22 protein-coding genes, 1 pseudogene and 1 riboswitch are annotated in these 22,552 nt (G+C 66.2%); of the genes and pseudogenes, 11 read left to right on the forward strand and 12 right to left on the reverse strand.

Going from position 1 to position 22,552, the window contains the following annotated elements:
- The first annotated feature begins 5 nt into the window (after nt 1–5).
- A riboswitch (guanidine-III (ykkC-III) riboswitch) is annotated at nt 6–71 on the forward strand.
- Nucleotides 72–80: 9 nt separating this feature from the next.
- The 5 genes and pseudogenes from M1D32_RS18175 to M1D32_RS18195 all read left to right on the forward strand — a co-directional run bounded on the left by M1D32_RS18175 (nt 81) and on the right by M1D32_RS18195 (nt 2,388).
- Entirely contained in the window at nt 81–404 is a 324-nt protein-coding gene (locus M1D32_RS18175; RefSeq protein ID WP_458780013.1) for a DMT family transporter, read from the forward strand.
- Nucleotides 404–781 (forward strand): DMT family transporter, encoded by a 378-nt coding sequence (locus tag M1D32_RS18180; protein ID WP_458780014.1) that lies wholly within the window; start codon nt 404–406, stop codon nt 779–781. Before M1D32_RS18175 ends, M1D32_RS18180 begins: the two co-directional genes overlap by 1 nt.
- Nucleotides 782–892: 111 nt before the next feature.
- Nucleotides 893–1,519, forward strand: coding sequence for a nucleoside/nucleotide kinase family protein (locus tag M1D32_RS18185; RefSeq protein WP_458780015.1), 627 nt, complete (start codon nt 893–895; stop codon nt 1,517–1,519).
- Nucleotides 1,520–1,535: 16 nt separating this feature from the next.
- A pseudogene (locus tag M1D32_RS18190) lies at nt 1,536–1,664 on the forward strand (aldo/keto reductase); the annotation flags it as partial.
- Nucleotides 1,665–1,737: 73 nt separating this feature from the next.
- Nucleotides 1,738–2,388, forward strand: a complete 651-nt coding sequence (locus tag M1D32_RS18195; protein ID WP_458780016.1) for an MBL fold metallo-hydrolase — start codon at nt 1,738–1,740, stop codon at nt 2,386–2,388.
- A gap of 121 nt (nt 2,389–2,509) precedes the next feature.
- Here M1D32_RS18195 and M1D32_RS18200 read toward each other — a convergent pair whose 3' ends face one another.
- Nucleotides 2,510–4,420, reverse strand: coding sequence for a DEAD/DEAH box helicase (locus M1D32_RS18200; protein WP_458780017.1), 1,911 nt, complete (start codon nt 4,418–4,420; stop codon nt 2,510–2,512).
- A gap of 329 nt (nt 4,421–4,749) precedes the next feature.
- On the opposite strand from M1D32_RS18200, the gene M1D32_RS18205 reads away from it, so the two are divergent.
- Nucleotides 4,750–5,493: an SAM-dependent methyltransferase gene (locus M1D32_RS18205; protein WP_458780018.1), complete on the forward strand. Its 744-nt coding sequence runs from the start codon at nt 4,750–4,752 to the stop codon at nt 5,491–5,493.
- 70 nt (nt 5,494–5,563) lie between these two features.
- On the opposite strand, the gene M1D32_RS18210 is transcribed toward M1D32_RS18205, so the two are convergent.
- Both M1D32_RS18210 and M1D32_RS18215 read right to left on the reverse strand, forming a co-directional pair.
- The gene (locus M1D32_RS18210; protein WP_458780019.1) at nt 5,564–6,964 is read right to left on the reverse strand and encodes an MFS transporter; all 1,401 of its coding nucleotides are present in this window, start codon (nt 6,962–6,964) and stop codon (nt 5,564–5,566) included.
- A 172-nt stretch (nt 6,965–7,136) separates the two neighbouring features.
- Nucleotides 7,137–8,414 (reverse strand): MFS transporter, encoded by a 1,278-nt coding sequence (locus tag M1D32_RS18215; RefSeq protein ID WP_458782228.1) that lies wholly within the window; start codon nt 8,412–8,414, stop codon nt 7,137–7,139.
- Nucleotides 8,415–8,564: 150 nt separating this feature from the next.
- Between M1D32_RS18215 and M1D32_RS18220 the strand changes: the two genes are divergently transcribed.
- Together M1D32_RS18220 and trmB are read left to right on the forward strand one after the other, a co-directional pair.
- Nucleotides 8,565–8,960, forward strand: coding sequence for a hypothetical protein (locus tag M1D32_RS18220; RefSeq protein WP_458780020.1), 396 nt, complete (start codon nt 8,565–8,567; stop codon nt 8,958–8,960).
- A 77-nt stretch (nt 8,961–9,037) separates the two neighbouring features.
- Complete coding sequence (gene trmB, locus M1D32_RS18225) at nt 9,038–9,961, forward strand: tRNA (guanosine(46)-N7)-methyltransferase TrmB (RefSeq protein ID WP_458780021.1); 924 nt, start codon at nt 9,038–9,040, stop codon at nt 9,959–9,961.
- 40 nt (nt 9,962–10,001) lie between these two features.
- Here trmB and M1D32_RS18230 read toward each other — a convergent pair whose 3' ends face one another.
- Both M1D32_RS18230 and M1D32_RS18235 read right to left on the reverse strand, forming a co-directional pair.
- Nucleotides 10,002–10,448 (reverse strand): hypothetical protein, encoded by a 447-nt coding sequence (locus M1D32_RS18230; RefSeq protein WP_458780022.1) that lies wholly within the window; start codon nt 10,446–10,448, stop codon nt 10,002–10,004.
- Between the two features lie 66 nt (nt 10,449–10,514).
- Nucleotides 10,515–12,095 (reverse strand): fimbrial protein, encoded by a 1,581-nt coding sequence (locus M1D32_RS18235; RefSeq protein ID WP_458780023.1) that lies wholly within the window; start codon nt 12,093–12,095, stop codon nt 10,515–10,517.
- Nucleotides 12,096–12,367: 272 nt separating this feature from the next.
- Here M1D32_RS18235 and M1D32_RS18240 point away from each other — a divergent pair, with 272 nt between their 5' ends.
- Nucleotides 12,368–13,186, forward strand: a complete 819-nt coding sequence (locus M1D32_RS18240) for a DUF1206 domain-containing protein (protein ID WP_458780024.1) — start codon at nt 12,368–12,370, stop codon at nt 13,184–13,186.
- Between the two features lie 68 nt (nt 13,187–13,254).
- Here the strand turns inward: M1D32_RS18240 and M1D32_RS18245 are convergent, their stop codons facing one another.
- Both M1D32_RS18245 and M1D32_RS18250 read right to left on the reverse strand, forming a co-directional pair.
- Nucleotides 13,255–13,923, reverse strand: coding sequence for a zf-HC2 domain-containing protein (locus tag M1D32_RS18245; RefSeq protein WP_458780025.1), 669 nt, complete (start codon nt 13,921–13,923; stop codon nt 13,255–13,257).
- A complete protein-coding gene (locus tag M1D32_RS18250) occupies nt 13,920–14,420 on the reverse strand; it encodes a sigma-70 family RNA polymerase sigma factor (protein ID WP_458780026.1) in 501 nt (166 codons plus the stop codon). Before M1D32_RS18250 ends, M1D32_RS18245 begins: the two co-directional genes overlap by 4 nt.
- Before the next feature lie 167 nt (nt 14,421–14,587).
- Between M1D32_RS18250 and M1D32_RS18255 the strand changes: the two genes are divergently transcribed.
- On the forward strand, nt 14,588–15,151 hold the full coding sequence (locus tag M1D32_RS18255; RefSeq protein WP_458780027.1) for a COG4315 family predicted lipoprotein: 564 nt from the start codon (nt 14,588–14,590) through the stop codon (nt 15,149–15,151).
- Nucleotides 15,152–15,184: 33 nt separating this feature from the next.
- Here the strand turns inward: M1D32_RS18255 and M1D32_RS18260 are convergent, their stop codons facing one another.
- The 3 genes from M1D32_RS18260 to M1D32_RS18270 form a co-directional block, all read right to left on the reverse strand.
- Nucleotides 15,185–15,931, reverse strand: a complete 747-nt coding sequence (locus M1D32_RS18260) for a hypothetical protein (protein ID WP_458780028.1) — start codon at nt 15,929–15,931, stop codon at nt 15,185–15,187.
- Nucleotides 15,924–16,502 carry an RNA polymerase sigma factor gene (locus M1D32_RS18265; RefSeq protein ID WP_458782229.1) on the reverse strand — a complete coding sequence of 193 codons (579 nt, stop codon included), beginning with the start codon at nt 16,500–16,502 and terminating at the stop codon, nt 15,924–15,926. The genes M1D32_RS18260 and M1D32_RS18265 overlap by 8 nt, the downstream gene beginning before the upstream one ends.
- 219 nt (nt 16,503–16,721) lie before the next feature.
- Nucleotides 16,722–17,420, reverse strand: coding sequence for a protein tyrosine phosphatase (locus M1D32_RS18270; protein WP_458780029.1), 699 nt, complete (start codon nt 17,418–17,420; stop codon nt 16,722–16,724).
- Nucleotides 17,421–17,629: 209 nt separating this feature from the next.
- Here M1D32_RS18270 and M1D32_RS18275 point away from each other — a divergent pair, with 209 nt between their 5' ends.
- A complete protein-coding gene (locus M1D32_RS18275; RefSeq protein ID WP_458780030.1) occupies nt 17,630–18,223 on the forward strand; it encodes a DUF5655 domain-containing protein in 594 nt (197 codons plus the stop codon).
- A 65-nt stretch (nt 18,224–18,288) separates the two neighbouring features.
- On the opposite strand, the gene yicI is transcribed toward M1D32_RS18275, so the two are convergent.
- Both yicI and M1D32_RS18285 read right to left on the reverse strand, forming a co-directional pair.
- Entirely contained in the window at nt 18,289–20,469 is a 2,181-nt protein-coding gene (gene yicI / locus M1D32_RS18280; protein WP_458780031.1) for an alpha-xylosidase, read from the reverse strand.
- Nucleotides 20,470–20,475: 6 nt separating this feature from the next.
- A complete protein-coding gene (locus tag M1D32_RS18285; protein ID WP_458780032.1) occupies nt 20,476–22,545 on the reverse strand; it encodes a beta-galactosidase in 2,070 nt (689 codons plus the stop codon).
- Between the last annotated feature and the right edge of the window lie 7 nt (nt 22,546–22,552).

The following is a 22,552-nucleotide window of genomic DNA, read 5'->3' on the forward strand; positions in this document are numbered from 1 at the left end:
GGAAGGGTAGGCTCCGCAAACGGGCCTCCGGACGACGGTTCAGTACCCGGCACGCGACAAGACTGGCCAAAGGATCTGTCATGTCGTGGTTAATCCTCATTCTTTCCGGCGCCCTTGAAGCCGTGTGGGCAGCAGCCCTGCACCGTACCTTCCAGGCTTCCGGCCGGCGCCGCATCGCCCCCGCCGCGCTTTTCCTGGTCTCCGTCGCCGCCAGCACCGGTGGCCTGGCCATCGCCATGCAATCGATACCCACCGGAACGGCCTACGCAGTGTGGGTGGGCGTGGGTGTGGTGCTGACCTCCGCCTACGCCATCGTCACCAAGGTGGAACGCCCGACGGCGGCACGGCTCCTCCTGCTGTCCGGCATCGCGGTGTGCGTGGTGGGCCTGAAGGTGGTGGCGTAATGCTGCGGCGCTCGATACCCTGGCTGGTGCTTCTTGCCTCGGCCGTTCTCGAAGCGGTGTGGGCCACGGCCCTCGGTTTGTCCGACGGCTTCACCGAGCCCGTTCCCACCCTGGTCTTCGCCGTGACGGCAACGTTGAGCATGCTGGGCCTGGGTATGGCCATCCGGACTATTCCCCTGGGCACCGCCTACGCGGTTTGGGTGGGAATTGGTGCGGCGCTGACCGTGGGTTGGGCCATGGCCACCGGCGTCGAAGCCTTCAGCGTGGTGAAAGTGGTGTTCATCGCTGGAATCGTCGCCTGCGCGGCCGGGCTCAAAGCGCTGCCCGGCGGGGCCGACGCCCATGAGGCGGAAACTGCCGCCTCAACCCGCCGCTGAGCCTCCCCATGTTTGAGGCAGGCCGACGGCGTGGCCCCGCAGCCCGCCGTCGTATGCGGCACTCCTGAAACGAAAGGTGGGGAGATTCAGCGGGCGGTCTAGGCTTTTGCCATGGACTCCCCCGAGATCACCCAGGCAATGGCCGCCCTCCGGGCAAGGCTCGTTCCGGGCACGCGGACCGTGCTGGGCATCGCAGGCGCCCCTGGTTCCGGCAAGTCCACCTTCGCCGAATGGATTCGGCAGCAGTTCGAGCCCGGGCAGGCAGTAGTGGTGCCCATGGACGGCTTCCATCTCGGCAACGCCATCATCGACGGCACCCCGCTGCGGCAGCGCAAGGGTGCCATCGACACGTTCGACGCCGGCGGTTACCTTTCGCTGCTGCGCCGCCTGGTGCGCCGGGATGAGCCTGTTGTCTACGCCCCGGAGTTCCGGCGCACCCTGGATGAACCGGTCGCTGCTTCCATCGCGATCCCTGCCGATGTCCCGCTGGTGATCACGGAGGGCAACTACCTGCTGATGGAACAGGAACCCTGGAAGGACATCCGGGCGCAGCTCGACGAGGTGTGGTTTGTGGACACGCCGCCGGAGCTGCGCCTCACGCGTCTGGTGGAACGGCATGTGTCGTTTGGCATGGAGCCGGCTGCCGCTGAGGCGTGGGCAACCGGCCCGGACGAAGCCAACGCCGGGCTGATCCAGGCGACCCGCCCGGCTGCGGACCGGATCATTCCCTGGCATTAGGGCTGGCGGATATAGGGACGTGATGGACCTCTGCTGCATGCACCGCCGTGACCTCCGCGTTCCGATTGTGGAAACCGTGGAGGCCAAGGCGGAGCTTGTGCAGCAAGGCAAGGTCAAACACCAGGGAGCGTGCCGCGTACTCGCCTTCGCCCCGGCGATTCCTCACCGGCACCATTGGCGCCTCTAACCTGGGCGACGGCGTCCCTAGACTGAAGCCTATGGACTCACTTCTCTACGACCTGCCTGCGCTGACCATCCGCCGGATTTCCGTGAGCGGGATGAACAACAGCGTGTACGTGTTGACCGCCAAAGCCAGCGGCGAACAGGTGCTGATCGACGCCGCGGATGACCTGCCGGCCATCCAGCAGCTGCTGCAGGATACGGCTGCGGATACATCCGGGGAGCCCATGCTCGCCCTGATCGCCACCACGCACCAGCACTGGGACCACGTGCGGGCGTTGAAGGAGCTGGTGGCCGTCACCGGTGCGCCCACTGCAGCAGGAAAGGACGACGCCGACGCGTTGCCTGTTGCGGTTGACCGGCTCCTTGAGCACGGGGACACGGTGGCCGTGGACGGCTTCGAACTGACCGCGGTCCACCTGCGCGGGCACACCCCCGGGTCGATCGCGTTTGTGTACAGGGACCCGGAAGGCCCCACGCACATCTTTTCCGGCGACTCGCTGTTCCCCGGCGGAGTGGGAAACACCCAAAAGGATCCGGAGCGGTTCACCCAGCTTCTGACCGACGTCACCGAGCGGCTGTTCGGCGCTTACCCGGACACCGCCGTCGTACATCCCGGCCATGGCAAGCCGACAACCTTGGGTGCTGAGCGGCCACACCTCGAGGAGTGGCGCGCCCGCGGCTGGTGAGTTCAGGCCGCGCTGCGCTTGGTGGTTCCCCTGCGCAAAATCCCGGGTGCTACGGATAGACCCGTAGCGCCCGGGATTTTGTGTATCGCCAGCTAGTCTGCGCGGCGAGAAACCCGTAACCTTAGCGGCTGCGGCGCTCGTTCGACGCGGGAGCCGAGGCGCGGCGCGGGCCACTGCGGGCGGGACGGCCGGAGCCGCCGCCGTTGCTTGAACCGTAGGAGCCGCCGGAGGTTCCACCGGTGTTCGAGGACCAGACAGCCTTGTTGCCGCCGCTGGCCACACCTGCACCTGCACCTGCCGAACGTGAAGTGCCGCCGGTCCGGGCACCTGCACCGGCTGCGGCACGCTGGCCCGTTGCCGGACGTCCGCTGCGCTGTCCGCCGGAGGAAGCCGGACGACCTGAGGAAGCCGGGCGGCCGGTGCCACCGCGGGGAGCGTCGCTGCGGATTACACGTGAATCAGTACGTCCGTCCGAACCGCGGCCAGCCGCTGCACGGCCACCTGCCGCGGGGACGTCGTTGCGGTGCGTCGAAGCTGCAGTGCCGCGGCCACGGGCGTTGCGGCGGGCAGCTGCTGCGGCAACGGCACGGTCCTCGTTCTGCTCGGCAACGCGGTCAAACGCTGCGCGGGCTTCGGTGCGGCCCTCGAACGCTGCTGCGCGGCGCTCGGCACGGGGAACATCGGTACGGGTGGGCTCGGCGGAAACCCGGCCGCGTCCACCACGGCCGCCACGGCCACCGGCAGTGGGTGCAGCCTGGCGGCGTGCCCGCTTGCGCTCGGCGTTGGCGCCCGTTGAGGTGCCGCCGCCCTGCTGAGCGGCCTTCTTGGCCAGCAGCGCTGCGCGGGTGCGCGGATCGATCTTCTCAGCCATTTCGCCCACGAGCTCGGCAACGATGGGCGAGCTTGCTGTGACGCGCTCGAAGTTAACCTCGACGCCGGCGGCCTTCATCAGCTTCTTCACGTCGGTCTGCTGCTCCGGGAGGGTCAGCGTCACCACAGTGCCGTCGGAACCGGCACGGGCGGTGCGGCCTGAACGGTGCAGGTATGCCTTGTGCTCGGTGGGCGGGTCAACGTGGATCACCAGTTCGACGTCGTCCACGTGCACGCCGCGGGCTGCGACGTCGGTGGCCACCAGGACGCGGACGTCACCGGAGGAGAACTCGGCGAGGTTGCGGTCGCGGGCGTTCTGCGACAGGTTGCCGTGCAGGTCCACGGCGGGGATCCCGGCGTCGGTGAGGGTCTTGGCCAGCTTGCGGGCGTGGTGCTTGGTCCGCATGAAGAGGACGCGGCGGCCGGCACCGGAGGCCAGCTCCACGATCAGCTGCTTCTTGACGGTCTGGTCGTTGACCACCAGGACGTGGTGCTCCATGGTGGTGACCGCTGCCTGCGGGTCGTCCACGGAGTGCGTGAGCGGGTTGGACAGGTAGCGCTGGACGATCTTGTCCACCCCGTTGTCCAGGGTGGCGGAGAAGAGCAGGCGCTGGCCCTGGCTGGGGGTCATGTCCATGAGCTTCTTCACCACGGGCAGGAAGCCGAGGTCGGCCATGTGGTCAGCCTCATCCAGGACGGTGATTTCCACGGCCTCGAGGGTGAGGATGCGCTGGCGGATCAGGTCCTCCAGGCGGCCGGGGCACGCGATGACGATGTCGACGCCGGCACGGAGGGCCTTTTCCTGGCGGGCCTGGGAGATGCCGCCGTAGATCACGGTGGTGTTCAGGCCGGCAGCCTTGGCCAGCGGCTCGATGGTGGCGTTGATCTGCGTGGCCAGCTCGCGGGTGGGCGCAAGGACCAGGCCCATGGGGCGGCCCGGCTTGCGGAAGTGCTTGGCTTCGCGCTCAGCGAGGCGTGCCACCAGCGGGATGGCGAAGGCGATGGTCTTGCCGGAGCCGGTACGGCCGCGGCCCAGGACGTCGCGTCCTGCGAGGGTGTCAGGGAGGGTCTTCACCTGGATGGGGAACGGCTCGGTGATTCCCTGTGCGGTGAGGGTGTCGGCAAGGGCTTTGGGCGTGCCGAGGGCAGCAAAAGTAGTCAAAGTTCAAAGGTCTTTCAGGCGGTATCCGTGCGGATATCGGCCCCCGACGCCGGTTGGCCCAGGGGGTTCGCCGAAGAAAAGTCAGGTGATCAACCAGCCTGCTGCCGCTTATGCAAAGCGGCGGCCGGGACCAAATGGAACGCGTTCATCGACGCAGGATGTGCCTCTCACATGAAAAAAGCCCCGTCCCCTAAATGAAGGGGTACATGGGCATCACTGCACATCAAGTTCCACCAGTCTAGCATCCTTCGCGCGCTCCCCTGCTCCACCCACCCCAACCGGGCAGCTTAAGCGTTGCGAAGACAGGCGTGCGGGGGCAGGGTTGAGGCATGAGCGAACACGCGGCCCACCAGCACGAACACCAGGCAATGCACGACGGCGGCCCCGGCCTTTCCGGGGACAGCGGGAGTCAGGGGATCCGGGACGCGGCGTCCCTGTGGGACGAGAGGTACCGCAGCAAACCCCAGATCTGGAGCGGTAAGCCAAACCCCCAACTGGTCCGCGAGGCGGCCGGGCTGCGGCCGGGGCATGCGCTGGACCTGGGCTGCGGCGAAGGCGCCGACGCCATCTGGCTCGCCCAACACGGCTGGACCGTCACCGCCGTCGACGTTTCAGCCGTGGCGCTGGAACGTGCGCACGGGCACGAGAAGGCCGCATTGGCACGCGAAAGCGTGCACGCAGCCGAGGGCGCCATCGCCAGCCGCATCCATTGGCAGCAGGCCGACCTCGAGGAATGGCAGCCCGAAGAGTCGTACGACCTGGTGACCTCGCAGTTCCTCCACTCCCAGGAACTCGCCTGGCAGGGTCCCCTTCGCACTGCCGCCGCGGCGGTCAAGCCGGGCGGAACCCTGCTGGTGGTGGGGCATCATCCGCACCGCCTACCGCCGTGGGGCGGGGCGCACACGCACGACGGAATGTTCTACACCGGAGAGCAACTGGTCCAGGAGTTGGGGCTTGACGGACCCGAATGGCAGCTGGAACTGCAGACCAGCCGGGAGCGGCCGGTGACCGGACCGGATGGCCAGCACGCCACCATAGCCGACGTGGTGGTCCGCGCCAGCCGGCTCGCCTGACTCCCCTCGGAGTGTTTGTCCAAATGTGCAGACTTCGGAGGCAGCCAAGCCTGCATAGCTGGACAAAATCTCAACGGGTTTTGGCGGTGACCCGGGGCGCGATGGCTGCCGCGGCCAAGGCCACCACGGCGGCGAGACCAAAGACCCCTGAGAAGGATTCCGTCGTCGTGGTGAAGGCCGCGAACACGATGCCGGTGGTGGCCAGGGCGAGCGCGCCGCCCAGGGAGTCGGAGATGGACATGGCCGAGCTGTTGAAGCCCTCGTTCTCCTTGGTGGACAGAGCCAGGGTCATCACGCTCAGCCGCGGATAGAGCAGGCCCATGCCGCCGCCAGCGAAGATCCACCCGGCGATGGCGACGGCAGCCGGCCACTGCAGCGCGGTGGTGGCCAGGGCAAGGACTACGGCGCCCAGCACCATCAACGAACCAATGCGGACGGCGCGGCGGTGGGACAACCGCGCGCCGAGCCGCCCCTGGACGGCCGAGGCGCCCGCCCAGGCCAACGCTCCACCGGTAAGGGTGAGCCCGGCAAAGGTGGGCGAAAAGGCGTACTGCTCAATCAGCAGGTACGGCAAATAGACTTCGGCGCCGAAGAATGCGGCGGAGGCAAGCCCGCGGACCAGGATTACGCTTGGCAGGCCGCGCCCGGCAATGAGGGTGCGCGGCGGCACCAACGGCCGCACGGCCACCAGGGCAACCACGACGGCGGCCACCGCCAGGAGTGCCGGCGCTGCGGGGAAGCCGGGAAGCCTGGCCTCCCGGGAAAGGTTGAGCCCCAGCACGGCAAGCGCTGCAAGGGTGGCCCAGGCAAGGCGGCCGATTGCCCACGGGGTGGACGGCTGCTCCGCGGGGGCTGCCTGTTCCTTGGTGGACGTCATCCCGCGGAGCACCGGCACGATCATCACCAGTGCGGGGATGACCAGGCCCACCACACCGAGGAACACCCAGTGCCAGCTCAACACCTGCGCCACGATCCCGGCGGCGAAGGGCCCCACCAGGGACGGGATCACCCAGGCCGCGGAGAAGGCAGCGAAGATCCTGGGGTGCAGCAGCCCGGGATAGATGCGGGCCACCAACACGTACAGCGCAACGGTCAGGGCTCCGCCGCCCAACCCCTGCACCAGCCTGCCTGCCACCAGCAGCGGCATGGAGACGGCGGTGCCGGCGATCAGCAGCCCCGCCACGAACAGCGCTACTGACGCATACAGGGGAACGGTGGGTCCCCGCCGGTCGGACCAGTTTCCGGCAGCGACCATGCCGATCACGCCGGTCGCCAGCGGGCCGGCGAACGCCAGGGCGTAGAGGTTCGCGCCATTCAGCTCACGGCTGACCACGGGCATGATGGTGGTCACCGCAAGGGATTCGAACGCCGCGAGGAACACCAACCCGCAGGCACCGATGGTCACCCACAGGTACGGCCGCTGCAGTATGCCGGCGTGGGGGTCGGCGGCTGAAAGGGTTGTCTCGCGCACGCTTCTGGGCCGATCGGTCGCTTGTCTGTCGTGCCAGCATAGCGGCCGGCAGTGACGGGGCCGGCGCTTCCTGCAGAACCCACCAGTTCGATCCCCGGAATCCGCTGCTGCAGGGCGGGTTCCGCGTTCATCACATCGGCGAGCACCACTTGTTCACCCAAGTAGTTGCCTGCTACCCGGTCGAATCACCGACGAAGCGGTTCCGTCCGGCTCGATAACCGAATACCGCCGCAAGCAGGCCAACGGCCAGGAAGAGGACGCCGGCGGCTGTGAAGGACCCGGTGGCCTGGTGCAGTTGGCCCACCAGCAGGGTCCCCGTTGAACCGAGCCCGTAGCCCACGCCCTGCATCATCCCCGACAGGTGCGCCGCAGTATGCCCGTCCCGGGTGCGCAGCATGATCATGGTGAGCGCCACCGCGGTGAGGCTCCCCTGGCCCAGCCCCAGCAGTCCTGCCCAAACCCAGATCAGCTCGAGCGGCCCGAAGATGCTCAGCGCAAAGCCTCCGCCGGTCATTAGCGCCACCACGGTGTTGATGGCGCGCTGGTCCCGAAGCCTCGCCGCGAGGGCCGGGGCGAAGAGCGAGCCGAGCATTTGCAGCACGATGGACGCGGACACGATCAATCCCGCCGTGGCGCCGTCCACTCCCCGTTCCCGCAGGATGGGTGCCAGCCACGCGAAGACGCTGAAGGACATCATGGCTTGGAGCACCATAAAGATGGTGACCTGCCACGCCACCGCCGAGCGCCAAACGTTCACCCCCTCCTTCACTGCCTGGTGCCGGACGGGGCGCTGCCGTAACGCCACCGGCAGGAACAGGAAAAGGACGACGGCGGCGGGCAGCGCCCAGAACCACAGCGCGAGGGTCCAGTGCCCGGTCGCCGTGTAGACGGGGTAGGTAAAGCCGGCTCCCAGGGCGGCAGAGGCGCAGATGGCTGTGGTGTAGAGCCCGCCCATGAGGCCCAGCCGGTGCGGGAAGTCGCGCTTGACCAGCCCCGGCAGGAGCACATTGCACAGGGCGATGGCGGCACCACAGGCGGCTGTCCCGGCAAGGAGGGCGGGCAGGTGTCCTGCTCCCTCCATGGCTCCCCGCAGGCTGAGTTCCGCCGGGCGAAGCAGCAGCCCCGCCGTCAGCACAGCCATGGCGCCGAGGAGCACGCGCTCGGCACCGAACCGGCGGGCCAGCACCGGAGCCAGGGGCGCAAACACACCCAGCAGCGTCACCGGGACAGTGGTCAGCACGACAACCGCCCACCCCGGCAGTGCGGCCTGCGACGTCACCTCGGGAAGCACCGCCGAGAAACTGGAGAAGACCGTGCGCAGGTTCAGGCCGATCAGGACCAGGCACAGGCCCAGGTAAACCAGGCCCCTCCGGCTTCCCACGAGTGTGGGTTCCGCCGCCGGCAACTCATCAATCCCGGCGTCCACCAGGTTCTCGGGGCGGGGTTTCATTGGGGGCTTGGCGGGCCGGTCCTTCTTCGCCGCAGCACTCGTCGCTTCCGTCACCCGCCCATTCTCGCAGGAGGGCTGGAAGGCCGAGTTATCCACATAGGGCCCCGGATGGCTGCTTGGGGCGCAGGTTCGAGCCATAGCTTTGGAAGCATGAACAACGCCCAACCGCCCGGCTCTGGCCCGCCCCTGCCGGACGCCGAGCCTTCGGCCAGGGTCACCCGTTCTGCCACCTCCAGTCTGATGCTTGCCGTCATCGCGCCGGCCAGTATCTATTTCACCTTTCCTTTCGCACTCATCGCCTTGATCGGAGCCGCTGATGCCGGCGGGCACACCCTGTCGTCCTGGCTGGTCCCCTTGATTTTCTGGAGCCTTCCCGTGCCCATTGGAATCATCTCCATCTGCCTGGCTCTTTCCACGCTCAGGAGGTTTGTGCCGGAGTCCGAAAGCGGGCGCTTAGCGGTCAAGTCGCTGTGGATTTCGAGCGTTGCTTTTATCATCGGTTTCTTCGTCACGCTGCGCTTCATGCATGGCATGCGGTACTTCTGAGAAACTCCCTGGACGCCATGGGTTGTCTCCCTCTGCCTTTTCTTCATCAATCTCCAGCCGCCGGTATTCTGAAGGGGATGAGTGAATCCCCAGAAACCCCCCAGCCGCAGCATCTTCCGAGGCCGGTAACCCCCGGAACCCAGGCTTCCTACGGCACGTACGGCGGCCGGCCTGTCAGCTTCGTTCGCCGCGGCACTCGCCTGCAGGGACGCCGGCAGGCAGCGTGGGAACTTCATGCCGAGCGTTGGGCCGTGAACGTCCCCCGGCATGTAGCCAACACCTCAGTCCATCCGGACTACACCTTCGACGCCGAGGCGGAGTTTGGCCGCAAGGCGCCCCTCATCGTTGAGATCGGCTCGGGCCTGGGCGACGCTGTCTGCCACGCCGCGGAGCAGAACCCGGACACGGACTTCCTCGCCGTGGAGGTCTACACTCCCGGGCTGGCAAACACCATTATCAAGATCAACAGCCGGGGACTGAGCAATGTCCGGGTTGTCGAGGCCAACGCACCGGAGGTCCTGGCCACCATGCTTCCGGAGGGTTCCGTCAGCGAACTGTGGGTGTTCTTTCCCGATCCCTGGCACAAATCCCGCCACCACAAGCGCCGTCTCATCCAACCGGAGTTCGTGGACCTTGCTGCCCGTGCCCTGAAGAAGGGCGGGCTATGGCGTATTGCCACGGACTGGTCCAATTATGCAGTTCACGTCCGCGATGTCCTGGCGGATTCGAAGGACTTTGAGAACCTGCACACCGGCGAGCGCCGCGGACCGGAAAGTCCCCTGACCCAGGTGTGGCAGTCCGGCGTGGAATCAGTGGTGGGCGGAGCCCCAGTCCGTGAAGGCCGTGCCCCGGTCAGCACGGAACACACCGGCCCCAACGAGGGCGTGGACGAAACGGGCGGCTGGGCCCCCAGGTTCGAGGGAAGGATCCGGACCAGCTTTGAAAGCAAGGCCCACGAGGCCGGGCGGCTCATTTTTGATCTCTGCTACCGCCGCGGTTAGTTCCAGCGGAGGTACACCCGGCGACGCCGACTCAGGCGCATCAGCCCACGCTGATGGAGGCAACGATCTCCTTGAGCATGCTGAGCCTCAGTTCCACGTCAGGGTTGACGTAGGGCCAGATGGCTACCAGGCCGATGAACCGCCCGCGTTCCCACACGCCCACGGTCGCTGCGACTTTCCCCGACCCCTCGGCGTCGTCGTAGCCCGCCACCACTGCGTACGCGGCCTTGCCGGGGAGGTTCAACTCGCCTTCCGTGAGAAGGGTGCCCGCCTTTTCCTCCAGGTAGAAACCGGACATCAGGTGCGCCCAGCCGTTGGCCTGCGGTGCGCCCTGCACCGAGGTGTCGTCCTTGATAACAGTGACAAGGACTCCACCGGGCAATCCGTACTGCTCAGTGTTGGGGCCGGCCGTGGAGTCTTCCAGGACCTGGGTGTGCTCGGGAAACTCTGCTGTGAACCCCAGCGGGGATTCGATGTGGACTGACATTCTTGCTCCTTGAGCGGGTGGATCGTAGCTGGGCTGGGTGCGGGGGCAGGATGCTGCCCGGTCCGGTTACAGCCGCTCGAGCCTGGCGTCGTTGGGGACCTTGTAGTACGTGGAGACGTTCGTGGTGGCCTGGCTCTCGGTTTTGACCTCAACCTCGCCCACCTTGACGTCAAGCCCGGCCTCATTGGACGCGGTCACCACGTTGTTGACCTGGACTGTGGCAGAACCGGCTCCGTACAACCTGGCGGCATCGCGTGCTGCGCCGTGGTCGTTCCCCAGCGCGACATTCCGCAGGTAGCTGTCGACCAGGGGCTTGTTCTCGGGTGAGTAATCGACGTCGATCTTTACAGTGCCCTGGGTTCCCACCGTGACCGACGACTCGAGCTTTGCAGCCTTGACGTCCGTACCCGCTGTGACTCCTTGCGCCACCGTTCCATCCATGGACACCGACACGGACTCGATGTTGCTGTGCTTGTCCATGTTCACCTGCAGTCCGCCCTTGCCTGAAGCTTCGAAAACGCGGCCGTCCAGGTTGAGCTTGCCCTGGGCCGAAACCTCGCCGCTGGCTGTCGAGGTGCCATCGGTCAGGTTCCGCTCGTAGGCCAGGTCCAGCTTGGCCGAGCCTGATGCCGCCCCCGTCTCCCCCTCGGCTTCCAGCGACAGGGTTCCCTTGGCTTTGTCCGTCTGCCCGGTGGAGCCGTTGTCACCGGCTGCCTCGTTGATGGTGTCCAGGATGTAGCCGGGCGGATTGCCGGCCACATCCTTGATCTCGCCCACGCTGTCCGGCGGCAGGTCCCGGTACATCTGTTCCCGGGCTGCCATGGCTTCTTCCACGCTCCCGAAGGAGTATTCGCGGGACACTTGCCCATTAAAGGTCACGCCGGCGGTTCCGGTGGTGTCGTTGACGCCCAGCCCCATGTTTCCATACACCTTCATGGTGGCGGAGCCATCGGCATTCTCCACCACTTCGGTGCCTACCTCGGCACCGCCGTGCACCCATGCCACGCGGGCTTCGATGGAGGCCTTACCCGTCTCGGAGTAGACGGGGATGTCCGCCTTGGCCAGGTCCTGGAGATGTTCCTTGGCCTGCTCCTGCGCGGACTTGGGAATACCGCCGTCCATTCGCATGAGGTCCTCGGCGAACGGACCGTCGTCGCTTTCGGCCTCGATCAGGTATTTCCGGTCCGCTGCAGAGAGGCTGTCCCACCATGCGGCCTGTTCTTCCGGGCTGGCGTCCAGCATGCGTTCCAGGCCGGCTTCCAGCTCCCGCCGGTGCCCGGCCGCGGCCGCGGCGGCCGCAGCCTGTTCCTTCAGCCAGTCTTGGGCCTGCTCAGCCAACGGCGTGATTCGGTCCCAGGCACCCATGCCGCCACCGCCGGATGAGGACGAGGAGGACTTTTCCTGCTCCTCCGCGTGCTGCAACAGGATCCTGGAGTTTTCACGCAGGCTGGACACAACCTTTTCCAGCCCGGGGCGGTGGCTTCCGCTCCACTCTTGCCGAAAACGTTCGCCGTCCGTGCCCTTCCATGGAGCCGCCTGGATCTGGCTGTGCAGGGAACTGGCCCGGGTGCTCAATAACGATGCAGCCTGGTCAGCTGCCTTCGCCAGAGCCCGTAACTGGCTGACGTCGGCGCCGTAAAAAGTCATGGTTCGTCCCCCGGGGAAGTTCGCGTGGATGTTCAGTCGCTGACCATATAGTTCCACAGCGGCGGGAACTTCGGCGATGGGCATCCCTCCCCATCCCGCAGCGGCGGCACTCGTCCCCGTTTCTTGAAACCACATAATCCGCCGCCCAATTCACATAGTCCTGACGGATCACTGGCCCGGACCATCAGCGCGTGGCACGATTGCCCTTATGCGGGGGCACGCTCCATCCGCGCATCCGTGCCTGCACAAAGGGAACAGCCATCAAAAGAGAATTGAGACAGGCCGCAGATGCGGCAGAGAACGTCACCAACTCCCGCACCCTGGAACTGGTGGCCCGGGCGGGCTTTGCTGCGAGCGGCATCCTGCACCTTTTGGTGGGCACTATCGCGATCCGTCTGGCCATGGGTGGTTCGGGCAACGCTGACTTCAGCGGTGCCGTGGCCGAGCTGGCCACCCAGCCTGCGGGACCTTTCCTGCTGTGGGCCAGCTTCGCCGCCTGCGCAGCCCTTGCGCTGTGGCAGACCAGTGATGCCATCTTCGATTACAACCAGTTGCCCACCAAGGAAAAGGCCGGAAAGAAGGCAAAGGCAGCGGCACAGGCGCTCGTGTTCGCGGGGCTTGCCCTCACGCTGATGTCCTTCGCAACGGGAACCGGCTCGGGCGGAGACAACCAGCAGGCGGCGAGCGACCTTACCGCGTCGGTGATGAAGGCGCCGGGCGGCGTGGCGCTCTTGGTCCTGCTGGGCGTGGGCATCGCCGTCACGGGCGTGGTGTACGCCGTCCGTGGCCTCCGAAAATCGTTCGAAAAGCATCTGGCGATGCCCTCGTCGTCCACCGCACGGACCGCCGTCACCGTTCTGGGCGTCACAGGATATGTGGCCAAGGGCATCGTCCTGCTACTGACCGGGCTGCTCATCGCCATAGCCGCCGTGCAGGCGCACCCTGAAGAGTCCACCGGCCTTGACGGCGGCCTTCGGGCACTCCGCGACCAGCCGTTCGGGGTGTACCTCCTGGCAGCCGTGGGCGCCGGACTGATCTGCTACGGCGTCTACATGATCGTCCGGGCGCGCCTCGCGAAAATGACCCAATAACAGGCGCGCCGGGGAAAGCCGCCATTGCGGCGCGGGCTGGAGCATGCCCCCGGGCTCGTGCCCGGCTGCTAGGGCACGGTAATGACCGCAACCGCGTGCTGGGTACCGTCGCGCAGTTCCACAGTCGAAATGCTGGCCAGTTGAATGGGTGTTGCTCCGGTAACCCTGACCCTGCCGCTGGGAGTAGCCGTCCAGGCACAGGCCCGGTCTTCGCCGCCGGCGCGGTCCCGCACCCACAGGGATAGTGTCCCGTCGGAAGGGAGGCTGCTGCCGTTCACCGCCAACTCGGTTCCCCAGGTCTTCCGGGCCAGGTCGATGCTGAACTGCAGGCCGCCTCCGGACTGCACCGAGTAGCTCGCATCCGGTTGCGCCGGCCGGTTCAGGACCGGACCCACCGCAAGCCCCACGGCGAGGCATGCTGCGGCAACGGCACCCATCAGCGCCGCCCGCCGCCGTCGTGCCTTCCGACGGCGGCGCGACAGTTCGGAGAGGAGGAGTGCCGGGGCCGCGGCTGCAGGGGCTTCCGGAGCACGCTTCCCCGCCGGGACGTCGGCGAGCGCCACCGCCTCCGGCACCGGCAGCGCGTCCAGCAATGCAGGCACTTTCTCCAGCCGGACCAGCTCGTCCCGGCACCTTGGACACTCCTGGAGGTGCGCTTCAAATTTCCCCAGGTCCCCGGTATCCAGTCCGCCCAGCAGGTAGGCGCCCAGCAAGTCGTGCAGCTCGGAACCGTTCACCGTTCCACCCCCATCTCGTCCAGAATGGTCCGTAACGCCCGCACCGCGTAGTAGGCCCGGGATTTTACGGTTCCGCTGGGGATATTCAGCTGCACCGCCGCCTCGTTCACAGTGAAGCGGCGATAGTGCAAGGCCACGAGCACGTCCCGGTGTTCAGTGCTGAGCCGGAGCAGGGCTTCCTCGACCAGCACCCTGTTCAGCAACTCATCTATGCGCTCCACAGCCTCGGCGGAGTCGGCGAGGCCGTCATACATCGCCTCCGCCGGGCGGCGCTGCGCCCTGCGGTAGTTGTCGATCATGATGTTCCTGGCCGTCCGGAAAAGATAGCTGCGCAGGCTTCCGGTGACTTCCGGCGCGTGCTGCCAGACGCGGAGCACCGTTTCCTGGACCACGTCCTCGGCCAGTTGCGGATCGCGGGAGGCACTGAGGACAAAGCGGCGAAGGGCGGGGCCGTGGTCGCGGTAGATGGACTCTACAACGTCCTCGTCAAGCGGCATTCCAGGACCTCCTGTCCCAAGCCTCCCGCACGGCACTTCCGCGCTCCCCGGCTGGTATGACGTCCCCAACCGGAGGTTGGTTCATTGTGAACCATTCTTCACCCGGAGGCGTCTTACTGGTTAGCGTCCGGTAGTTCAACGCCGGGCAAAAGCCAAGGAGCAAACCTATGAAAAAGCATCTGGGCGCAGGCCTCGCCATCCTGGCCCTGGCAGCGGCCTTGACCGGCTGCGCCGGTGGCACGGAAACAACTCCCGCCGCCAGCAGCCCGGCTGTCACGCCAGGCTCACCTCCCGCCTCTGCAACTGCCCCTGCTGCCTCTGTTTCTCCGCCTTCCGCAACCTCGACTTCAACGGCGAGCGCGGACGTCGACCTTATGACAGCGTCCTCGAGCGCCGGCACTATTGTGGTGGACGCCAAAGGTATGAGCGTCTACTTCTTCACCAAGGATGTAAAGGACTCAGGCACCAGCGCCTGCACGGACGCCTGCCTGACCGCGTGGCCCCCGGTCACCACCACCGCTGATACGCCCAAGGTCGAAGGAGTCACCGAGACCGTAGGCACTATCACGACGCCCGATGGCGCAAAGCAGGTAACCCTGAACGGGCTGCCCCTGTACTACTTCGCCAAGGACACCAAGGCCGGCGACATCCTGGGCCAGGGCGTCAACGACGTCTGGTACCTTGCGGATCCGTCCGGCGAAATGATCAGGATGGGCGCGTCCGGCTACTAAGCGTTGGCAATTCCAGGAGAGGGGCGGGCAATGTCACGGGAGCGGAACGGCCGGGAGGGTCCTTGGCAGTGGAACCTGTGAGGGGACCGGAAGTTCCGGTGACTTGCCCAGTCCGTTGGCAATGTGCTCGGGTACGGCCCCGGGCAGGGTCTCTGAAGCGGGGACTTCCCCGGGTTTTCCCGGGGAAGTTGGCTGGCCTGTAGCGGTCTCCGGCGCAACTGAACTGTCCGACGGCGGGGCGGCGGTCGGTTGCGCCGCTGCGGCAGGGTCCGCCGGAATAGAGGTCGGGCTGCCGGGTGCAGTGCCGGCTGGTGCCGTGCGGGCCGGGGAGGTGGGCAAAGGAGTTGCTGGCTGTTCGGCCTGGTCGCCCGCAGGTGCGCCGCCGGAACCGGTAATAAAGGACGTGACGGCCTGGTTGAACTGATTGAACGAGTGCCGGATGGATTCATCAGATGCCGCGGCAACTGCACCACCGGCACCAAGGGAGACCGCCACGGACAGGGTAGTGAGGACGATCCGGCGTTTGGCCCTGCGGCGGGCAGACAGTTCGTCAACCCGAGGTGCAGCAATCGTGTGTTCGGCGGGTTCAGGGTCAACACGAAGCGTCCCGTTGGCCCCGGCCATCAGGGCCAGCAGTTCGGCAGAAGGCTCCGGTGCATGAGACGCCAGGGTGCGAAGCTCGAGAAGGACGGGACGGAGCTGGGTGTCGCCGGCCAGGTCTGCCTCCAACAGCAGCTGGTCAACGGACCCGTCACGGCGGGATCCTGCAGTGTCACTCATGGTTTGCCTGGTTTCTTTTGAGCGTCTGTGCCTTGAGGTTTTGAAGGGCCCGGCGCTGGAGCTGCTTGATCGCGCCCTCGCTTTTGCCCATGATGCCGGCCACCTGTTCTATGGACAGGTCGGCCACTACGCGCAGGGCCAGCACTTCCTGGTGTTCGTCGCTGAGTCCGTCCAGCAGGGCGGCAGCCGCGCCGTTTAGCTCCACGGCACAATGTTCTGCTGACGGGGTGCTCCGCCCGTCCTCCAGAGGGTCGTACGGAGTCAGCTGGGGCCTGCACTCCAGCCGCCGGTAATGGTCCACCATGCGGGCGTGGGCAATGGAAAAAATGAGTGATTTGGCCCCTTGCAGCCCGCCGGTGAGGCCGCTGATCTTCGGGAAGAACGCCAGGAAAACGTCCTGGGTTACCGCTTCGGGATCGTCCACGCCGCGTGCCTTGAGGTATCCCAGTACCGGGCCCGCGAAGGACCGGTAGGCAACGCCGAACACCGCAGCCGGGTCCGTTCCGTCTGCGTCGTCGAATATGGCGATCTCTTCTTGGGCCAAAGTGTCTAGCACCGGCGGCTCCTCCATCCCGGAATAAGGCAATGCCCTTCCCGGTGTACGGTGCGTTCTGCGGGTCCTGCGCTTACTTCCCGCTGCCTTACGGCAGCTGATTCCGGGATTGAATCCGGGCCGGCGTCCCGAGCGCCGGCGTTATTCCTGAAAGGCCAGTTCCCGGAATCCAGGACTGCCGTACTGCGGGAAACGGATCTCATGCCGTTTCCCGCAGTACACACTAGCCAAGGGCGCTTAGCGGACCGAAACCGACGGGGCGTTCACGGCTGCCTTGCCGCCGTCGACGGTTGCAGCAGGAACCCCGGGAACTGCAGGGACGGCGGGAACTGCCGGTTCGCCGTCGACACCGGGAACAGCGGGGATGGCCGGAACAGCAGGAACCTCGGGGCGCTCGACCTCAACAGCAGCGGTACCCCCGGCTGCGGCGCCGGCCTCCGCGGCAGCGTCAGCCTGAGCTGCGACGTCGGTGCAGAAGCTTTCGATGTTCCCTTCACCCTGCGCGGCGATGGCCAGCGAGGAGAAGCCTTCGGAAGAAGCGCTCAGGCCACCGTTGGTGAACGAGGTGCAGAGGCCGAGGGCTGCGGCACCGGCTGCATCAACCGCCGTGCCGGCCGCGGCTGACACGGAAGCCTGGCCTGCGACGTTGCCTTCAGAAACCGTGGCAGTTCCTGCAGCTTCGGCGTCCACGTCAGCGGAGGCGTTGGCAGTGGCCTCGGCCTCGGCGGCAGCGTCAGCGGCTGCCTCTGCGTCGGTGGCGGCTTCTGCTGCCAGCTGCGGAGCCGGGGCACCGAAGAGGTTGTGGGCGGTCTGCTGTGCTTCGGCCGGGAGGATGCCGGAAACGGCGGCGGCGCCGGTTCCGCCGACGGCAATGGTGCCGGCTGCCAGGACTCCGGCGGCGACTTTGCTGGTGGCGAGAACGGTGAACAACGACATAAGACACTCCAAAAAACCTAGACAACATATTAGATTCAGGCCCGTCGGGCGGACCCATCACCTCCTACATCGCAGGGGACCACGGAAAGGTTACGGGTGGCCGGAATCTTTTTTCGCGGCGACGGCAGCGGCCATCATGGCGGCAGCCTGCAGGCAGCAACCTGCAGGCAGGAGCCGGCGCGGTTTAGGGACGGCGCTACGATCGATGCATGCCTGCGATCCCCGAGTTCCGGAAGAAGGCCAGCACCTGGCAGTCGATGGTGGACAGCAACAAAGCCCTCCTTCTGCGGAAGACCGGCGAAGACACCGCGCACTGGGTTGAGAAGGCCCGCGCCGCCGGCATCCGGAACGACGGCGAACTCCGCACCTGGATGCGCGACAGCTTCGGGGTGACCGGGTACGCCCAATACGCAGTGTCCTGGGAGATGTTCGGCTACCCGGAATTTATGCTGCGTGACGCCGACGAACTGATTGACGGGCAGTATGCCAACCACCCGCACCTGAGGCCCATCGCGGACGCCCTCCTGGCATGGGCGTCCGCAACCGACGGTGTGGAGATCCAGATGCGGAAGGGTTACGTGTCCCTCCACAGCGCCCGGCGGAAGTTTGCGCAGGTCACCCGGAGCATCAACACTGCCGTAGACGTAACCCTCCGGCTTGACGCCCCTGCGGAGGGCCGGATAGAAACCGTTAAGACCCGGGCCGATGACCCTTTCACCCGCAGGGTGCGCCTCACTTCACCGGACCAGGTGGACGACGAACTTTTGGTTATCCTGGCCGTGGCCCTAAAGCAGAACAGCTGACAGGGCAGAACAGCTGACGCGGGGCGGCCCCGCATCCTCCCCCGCCCCCGACGGTTCAGCACCAGCTATGGGATCACGACGGCGGACACGCCACCGTCCTTAACCGTCACCTCGAAGACGGTAGTGGACCCGCCCGGTGACGGCACAGCGACCCGGCGCGTGCCGTCCTGCGCAGCGAAGGCCTGGAACTCCATGTCCTGCGCCCAGTCATAGTCCGGCCGGTCAAACACCGTACCGATGGGCAGCACGGAGCCCTCCCGGACCCAGGTTGCCGCTTCCATAACCGAGTACTCCTTGCGGTGCCACCGGGGGCCCGCAAGCTGCTCGCCGGTTTCCAGATGGGTCCAGGTCCCTTCGGGCAGGTAGAAGGACACTGTGCCTGAGGGGTCCATCACGGGTGCCACCAGCAGGTCGGGGCCCAGCATGTATTGCCGGTCCAGATGTGCGCAGCCCGGGTCCTCCGGGAATTCCATAAAGAGCGGCCGCATCAGCGGAATGCCCTCTGCATACGCTTCCTCGGCCGCCATTTGAAGGTAGGGCATCAGGCGCATCTTCTGCCCGGTGAAGTGGCGGAGGACGTCCACCGACTCTTCGTCCACCAGCCACGGGACGCGGTATGAGTTGGAGCCGTGCAGCCTTGAGTGTGAGGACAGCAGTCCGAACGCGATCCACCGCTTGAAGATTTCCGGTTCGGGCGTGCCCTCAAAGCCGCCGATGTCATGGCTCCAGAAGGAGAATCCCGACGCCGCGAGCGACAGTCCGCCGCGCAGCGATTCAGCCATGGCTGCGAAGGTGGACTCGCAGTCTCCGCCCCAGTGCACGGGCATGGTTTGCCCGCCTGCCGTGGCTGAGCGGGCAAAGACCACCGCTTCGCCCTCACCCAGCTCCTTCGAAAGCAGGTCAAAGACGGTCCTGTTGTACAACTGCGCGTAGTAGTTGTGCATCCGTGCCGGATCCGAGCCGTCATGCCACACCACGTCAGTGGGGATGCGCTCGCCGAAATCGGTCTTGAAGGAATCAACTCCCTGGCCCAGCAGCCCGCGGAGTTTGTCCTGGTACCAGAGCACGGCATCGGGATTGGTGAAGTCCACCAGGCCCATTCCTGCCTGCCACATGTCCCACTGCCACACCGAACCGTCCGCCCGTTTGACCAGGAAGCCGCGTTCCGCGCCTTCCCGGAACAGGTGGGAGCGCTGGGCAATGTACGGGTTGATCCAGACGCAGACCTTGAGTCCGCGGCCGTGCAGGCGGGCGAGCATGCCCTCCGGGTCCGGGAACGTGGCGGGATCCCACACGAAGTCGCTCCAGTGGAAGGACCGCATCCAGTGGCAGTCGAAGTGGAAGACGGAGAGCGGAAGGTTCCGCTCTTCCATGCCGTCGATGAAGGAGTTGACGGTCTTCTCGTCGTAGTCGGTGGTGAACGATGTGGACAGCCAGAGCCCGTAGGACCACGCCGGGATCCGGGCGGGCCGGCCGGTCAACTCGGTGTAGCGGCGGATGATGTCTTTGGGTGTTGGCCCGTGGATGATGAAGTACTGCAGCTTCTGGCCTTCCACGCTGAACTGCGTACGGGAAACCACTTCCGAACCCACCTCGAAGGACACCTTCTCCGGGTGGTTCACGAACACGCCGTAGCCATCATTGGTGAGGAAGAACGGCACGTTTTTGTAGGCAAGGTCGCTGGACGTGCCGCCGTCCTCGTTCCAGATGTCCACCGCCTGGCCGTTCTTCACGAAAGCGCCGAAGCGCTCACCCAGGCCGTACACGTTGGTGCCGACTCCGAGGCTGAGCTGTTCGTGCACGAAGGTCCGCCCGCCGTCGTCCGTGATGACGCCGACGCTGCGCGGAGTGGAGCTGGTCAGCAGCCTGCCGTTCCCGAGGAAGTCGACTCCCCAATCGCCGGACGTGCTGATCCGTGCCGTCAGCCCTCCGGAGGTGATGCTTGCAGTGCGGTCGGCGTCCTGGCTGAACTCCGCCGCGGATCCTGCCCGGTTCACTTCAAAATGCGGTCCGTTGTCCAGGCCGCCCTGGAAGTGTTCGATGGTTACGCCAATGACATCGTGCATCGGGGCGTCGAAGGTGACCGTCAGCTGGGGAAGGTTAAGTGCGTCGCCGCGGGAGTTGATGCGTTTGGTGGGCGCGTAGACGGTCATCGTCCCGCCGTCCACCACTACGTCCGATACGTCCCGGGGGTGCAACGCGGAAAAGCCTTTGCGGTACAGCCAGTATCCGTCAGTGAATTTCATGGGATCTCAGTTTCCGTTCTCAATGTGGTCAAGGTTGTTCTTGAGGATCAGTGCGCCGTAAGGCTCCAGGGTGATGTGGGGTCCGTGGCTGTCCCCGGTGAGCAAGTCCACTGACTGCTCTTTGAGGCACACCGCCCGCGTCTCCGGGCTGTGGTTCAGCAGGAAGTGGTAACCGCCCCGGGTGGCGAGTTCGACGTCGTCGGGCAGTTCCGCCGCGACGGGCACAGTCAGTCCCGCCTCCGCCACCGCGGCCCCAACAATGCTTCCCAGCGCTGCAGCGGGCAGGTCGCAGCCGATGTACCAGGCGGTCCCCCGGCCATGGCTGTTGCGGACCGCTGCCGGTTTCCCGGCAAGGGAGCCGGAGGTGAAGGTGGCCACCGCAGCGGCGCTGGAGCTCTGGAGGCGCAGGTCCTCGGACCATACTGTGGCTTTGAGGTTGCCAGGCATTCCTGCGTTGGCTTCCGCGCCGGCAGGGCCCGGCTGCGTAAATTCAAGGCCAATGCTGCAGGCCAGAGGCCGCCATTCTTCCCCCGTAACACCCAGCATGTCCGCGAGTACTGCAGGGAAGCGTCCCTGGCGGAGGTGCCCGTTGCTGTCGGCCAAGCCGGTGAAGGGCCCCACCACTGCAGTTCCTCCCCGGTGTACCCAGTCGGACAATGCCGCGGCATGTGCTTCAGTGAGGAGGAAGAGACTGGGGACAAGCACCAGGTCGAAGCTGTCCAGGCCTGCACCAGGATGCACCACCTCGACCGACAATCCGCGCCTCAGCAACGGCCGGTAGTAGGCCTGCAATTGGTCCAGCACACCCAGCCGGTCGCTGGGGCAGTCCGGGGACTCGGCAGCCCACCAGCTGTCCCAGTCGAACAACATGGCAATTCGCGAGGGTGCGGGGGTGCCGGCGAGGAGCCGGAGATCCTGCAGCTCGGACCCGAGAGCCGAGACTTCCCGGAACACGCGGGTGTCCTCCCCCGCCAGGGGCACAACAGCGGAGTGGAAGCGCTCGGCGCCGAAAGCGGACTGGCGGAACTGGAAGAAACAGATTCCGTCCGAGCCTCGGGCCAGCGCAGACAGGGAGTCCACGCGCAGCGCTCCGGGTTCCTTGGCGATGTTGTGCGGGCGCCAGTTGACGGCTGACGCCGCCGATTCCATCAGGAGCCAGGGCTGGCCCCCGGCCAGTCCGCGGCAGAGATCGTGGGTGAGCGCGCCCAGTTCCCAGGTTTGGGGCTGTGCCGGGTCGGTGTACCAATTGTTGCCGATCAGGTCCGTCTCACCGGCGAAGCTGAAGTAGTCCGCCCCGCGGAAGAAGCCCATGAGGTTTGTGCTGACGGGGACGTCCGGAGAGCGCTGGCGGATGATGTCCCGCTCGGCCGTGAAGAGCTTGAGCAGCGAGTCCGAGGTGAAACGCCTGAAGTCCAGGACCTGGGTGGGGTTGTGCAGGTACGGCGCCGTGCGGGGCGGCAGGATCTCCTCCCAGCTGCTGTACCCCTGGCTCCAGAAAGTTGTGCCCCATGCGGAGTTCAGGTTGTCCAGGGAACCATAGCGGCGCAGGAGCCAGCCCCGGAACGCGCCGGCCGTTTCGTCGTCGTAGCTGACCTGCCCGAGCTCGTTGCCGACGTGCCACATCACGACGGCGGGATGCTTTCCGTAGCGCTCCGCCAGCGCCGCCGTCACCTGCCGCGCTGCGCTGCGGTACACCGCTGACGACGGCGAGAACTGGTTGCGCGAGCCGTACCAGAGCGTGGTTCCCGAGGCATCCGTGGGAAGCGTGCTGGGAAAGCGGTGCCCCAGCCAGGGCGGCGGCGCTGCGGTGGGCGTTGCAAGGCAAACATGGATGTTGGCTTCGTGCAGGAGCGCAAGGATGCGGTCCAGCCAGCCAAAGTCCCACTTGCCTTCGGACGGCTGCAGCCTCGCCCAGCTGAACACACCCAGGGTGACGAGGTTGATCCCCGCCTGTTGCATCAGGCGGATGTCTTCCGGCCAGCTTTCTTCCGGCCATTGCTCCGGGTTGTAGTCGGCGCCGAACAGCAACCCTGCCTGCTGGGTCACGAAGTTCAGCCCGTGGCTGCGAGGATGCATCGAATTC

This window comes from Arthrobacter sp. D3-16 (assembly GCF_054408515.1).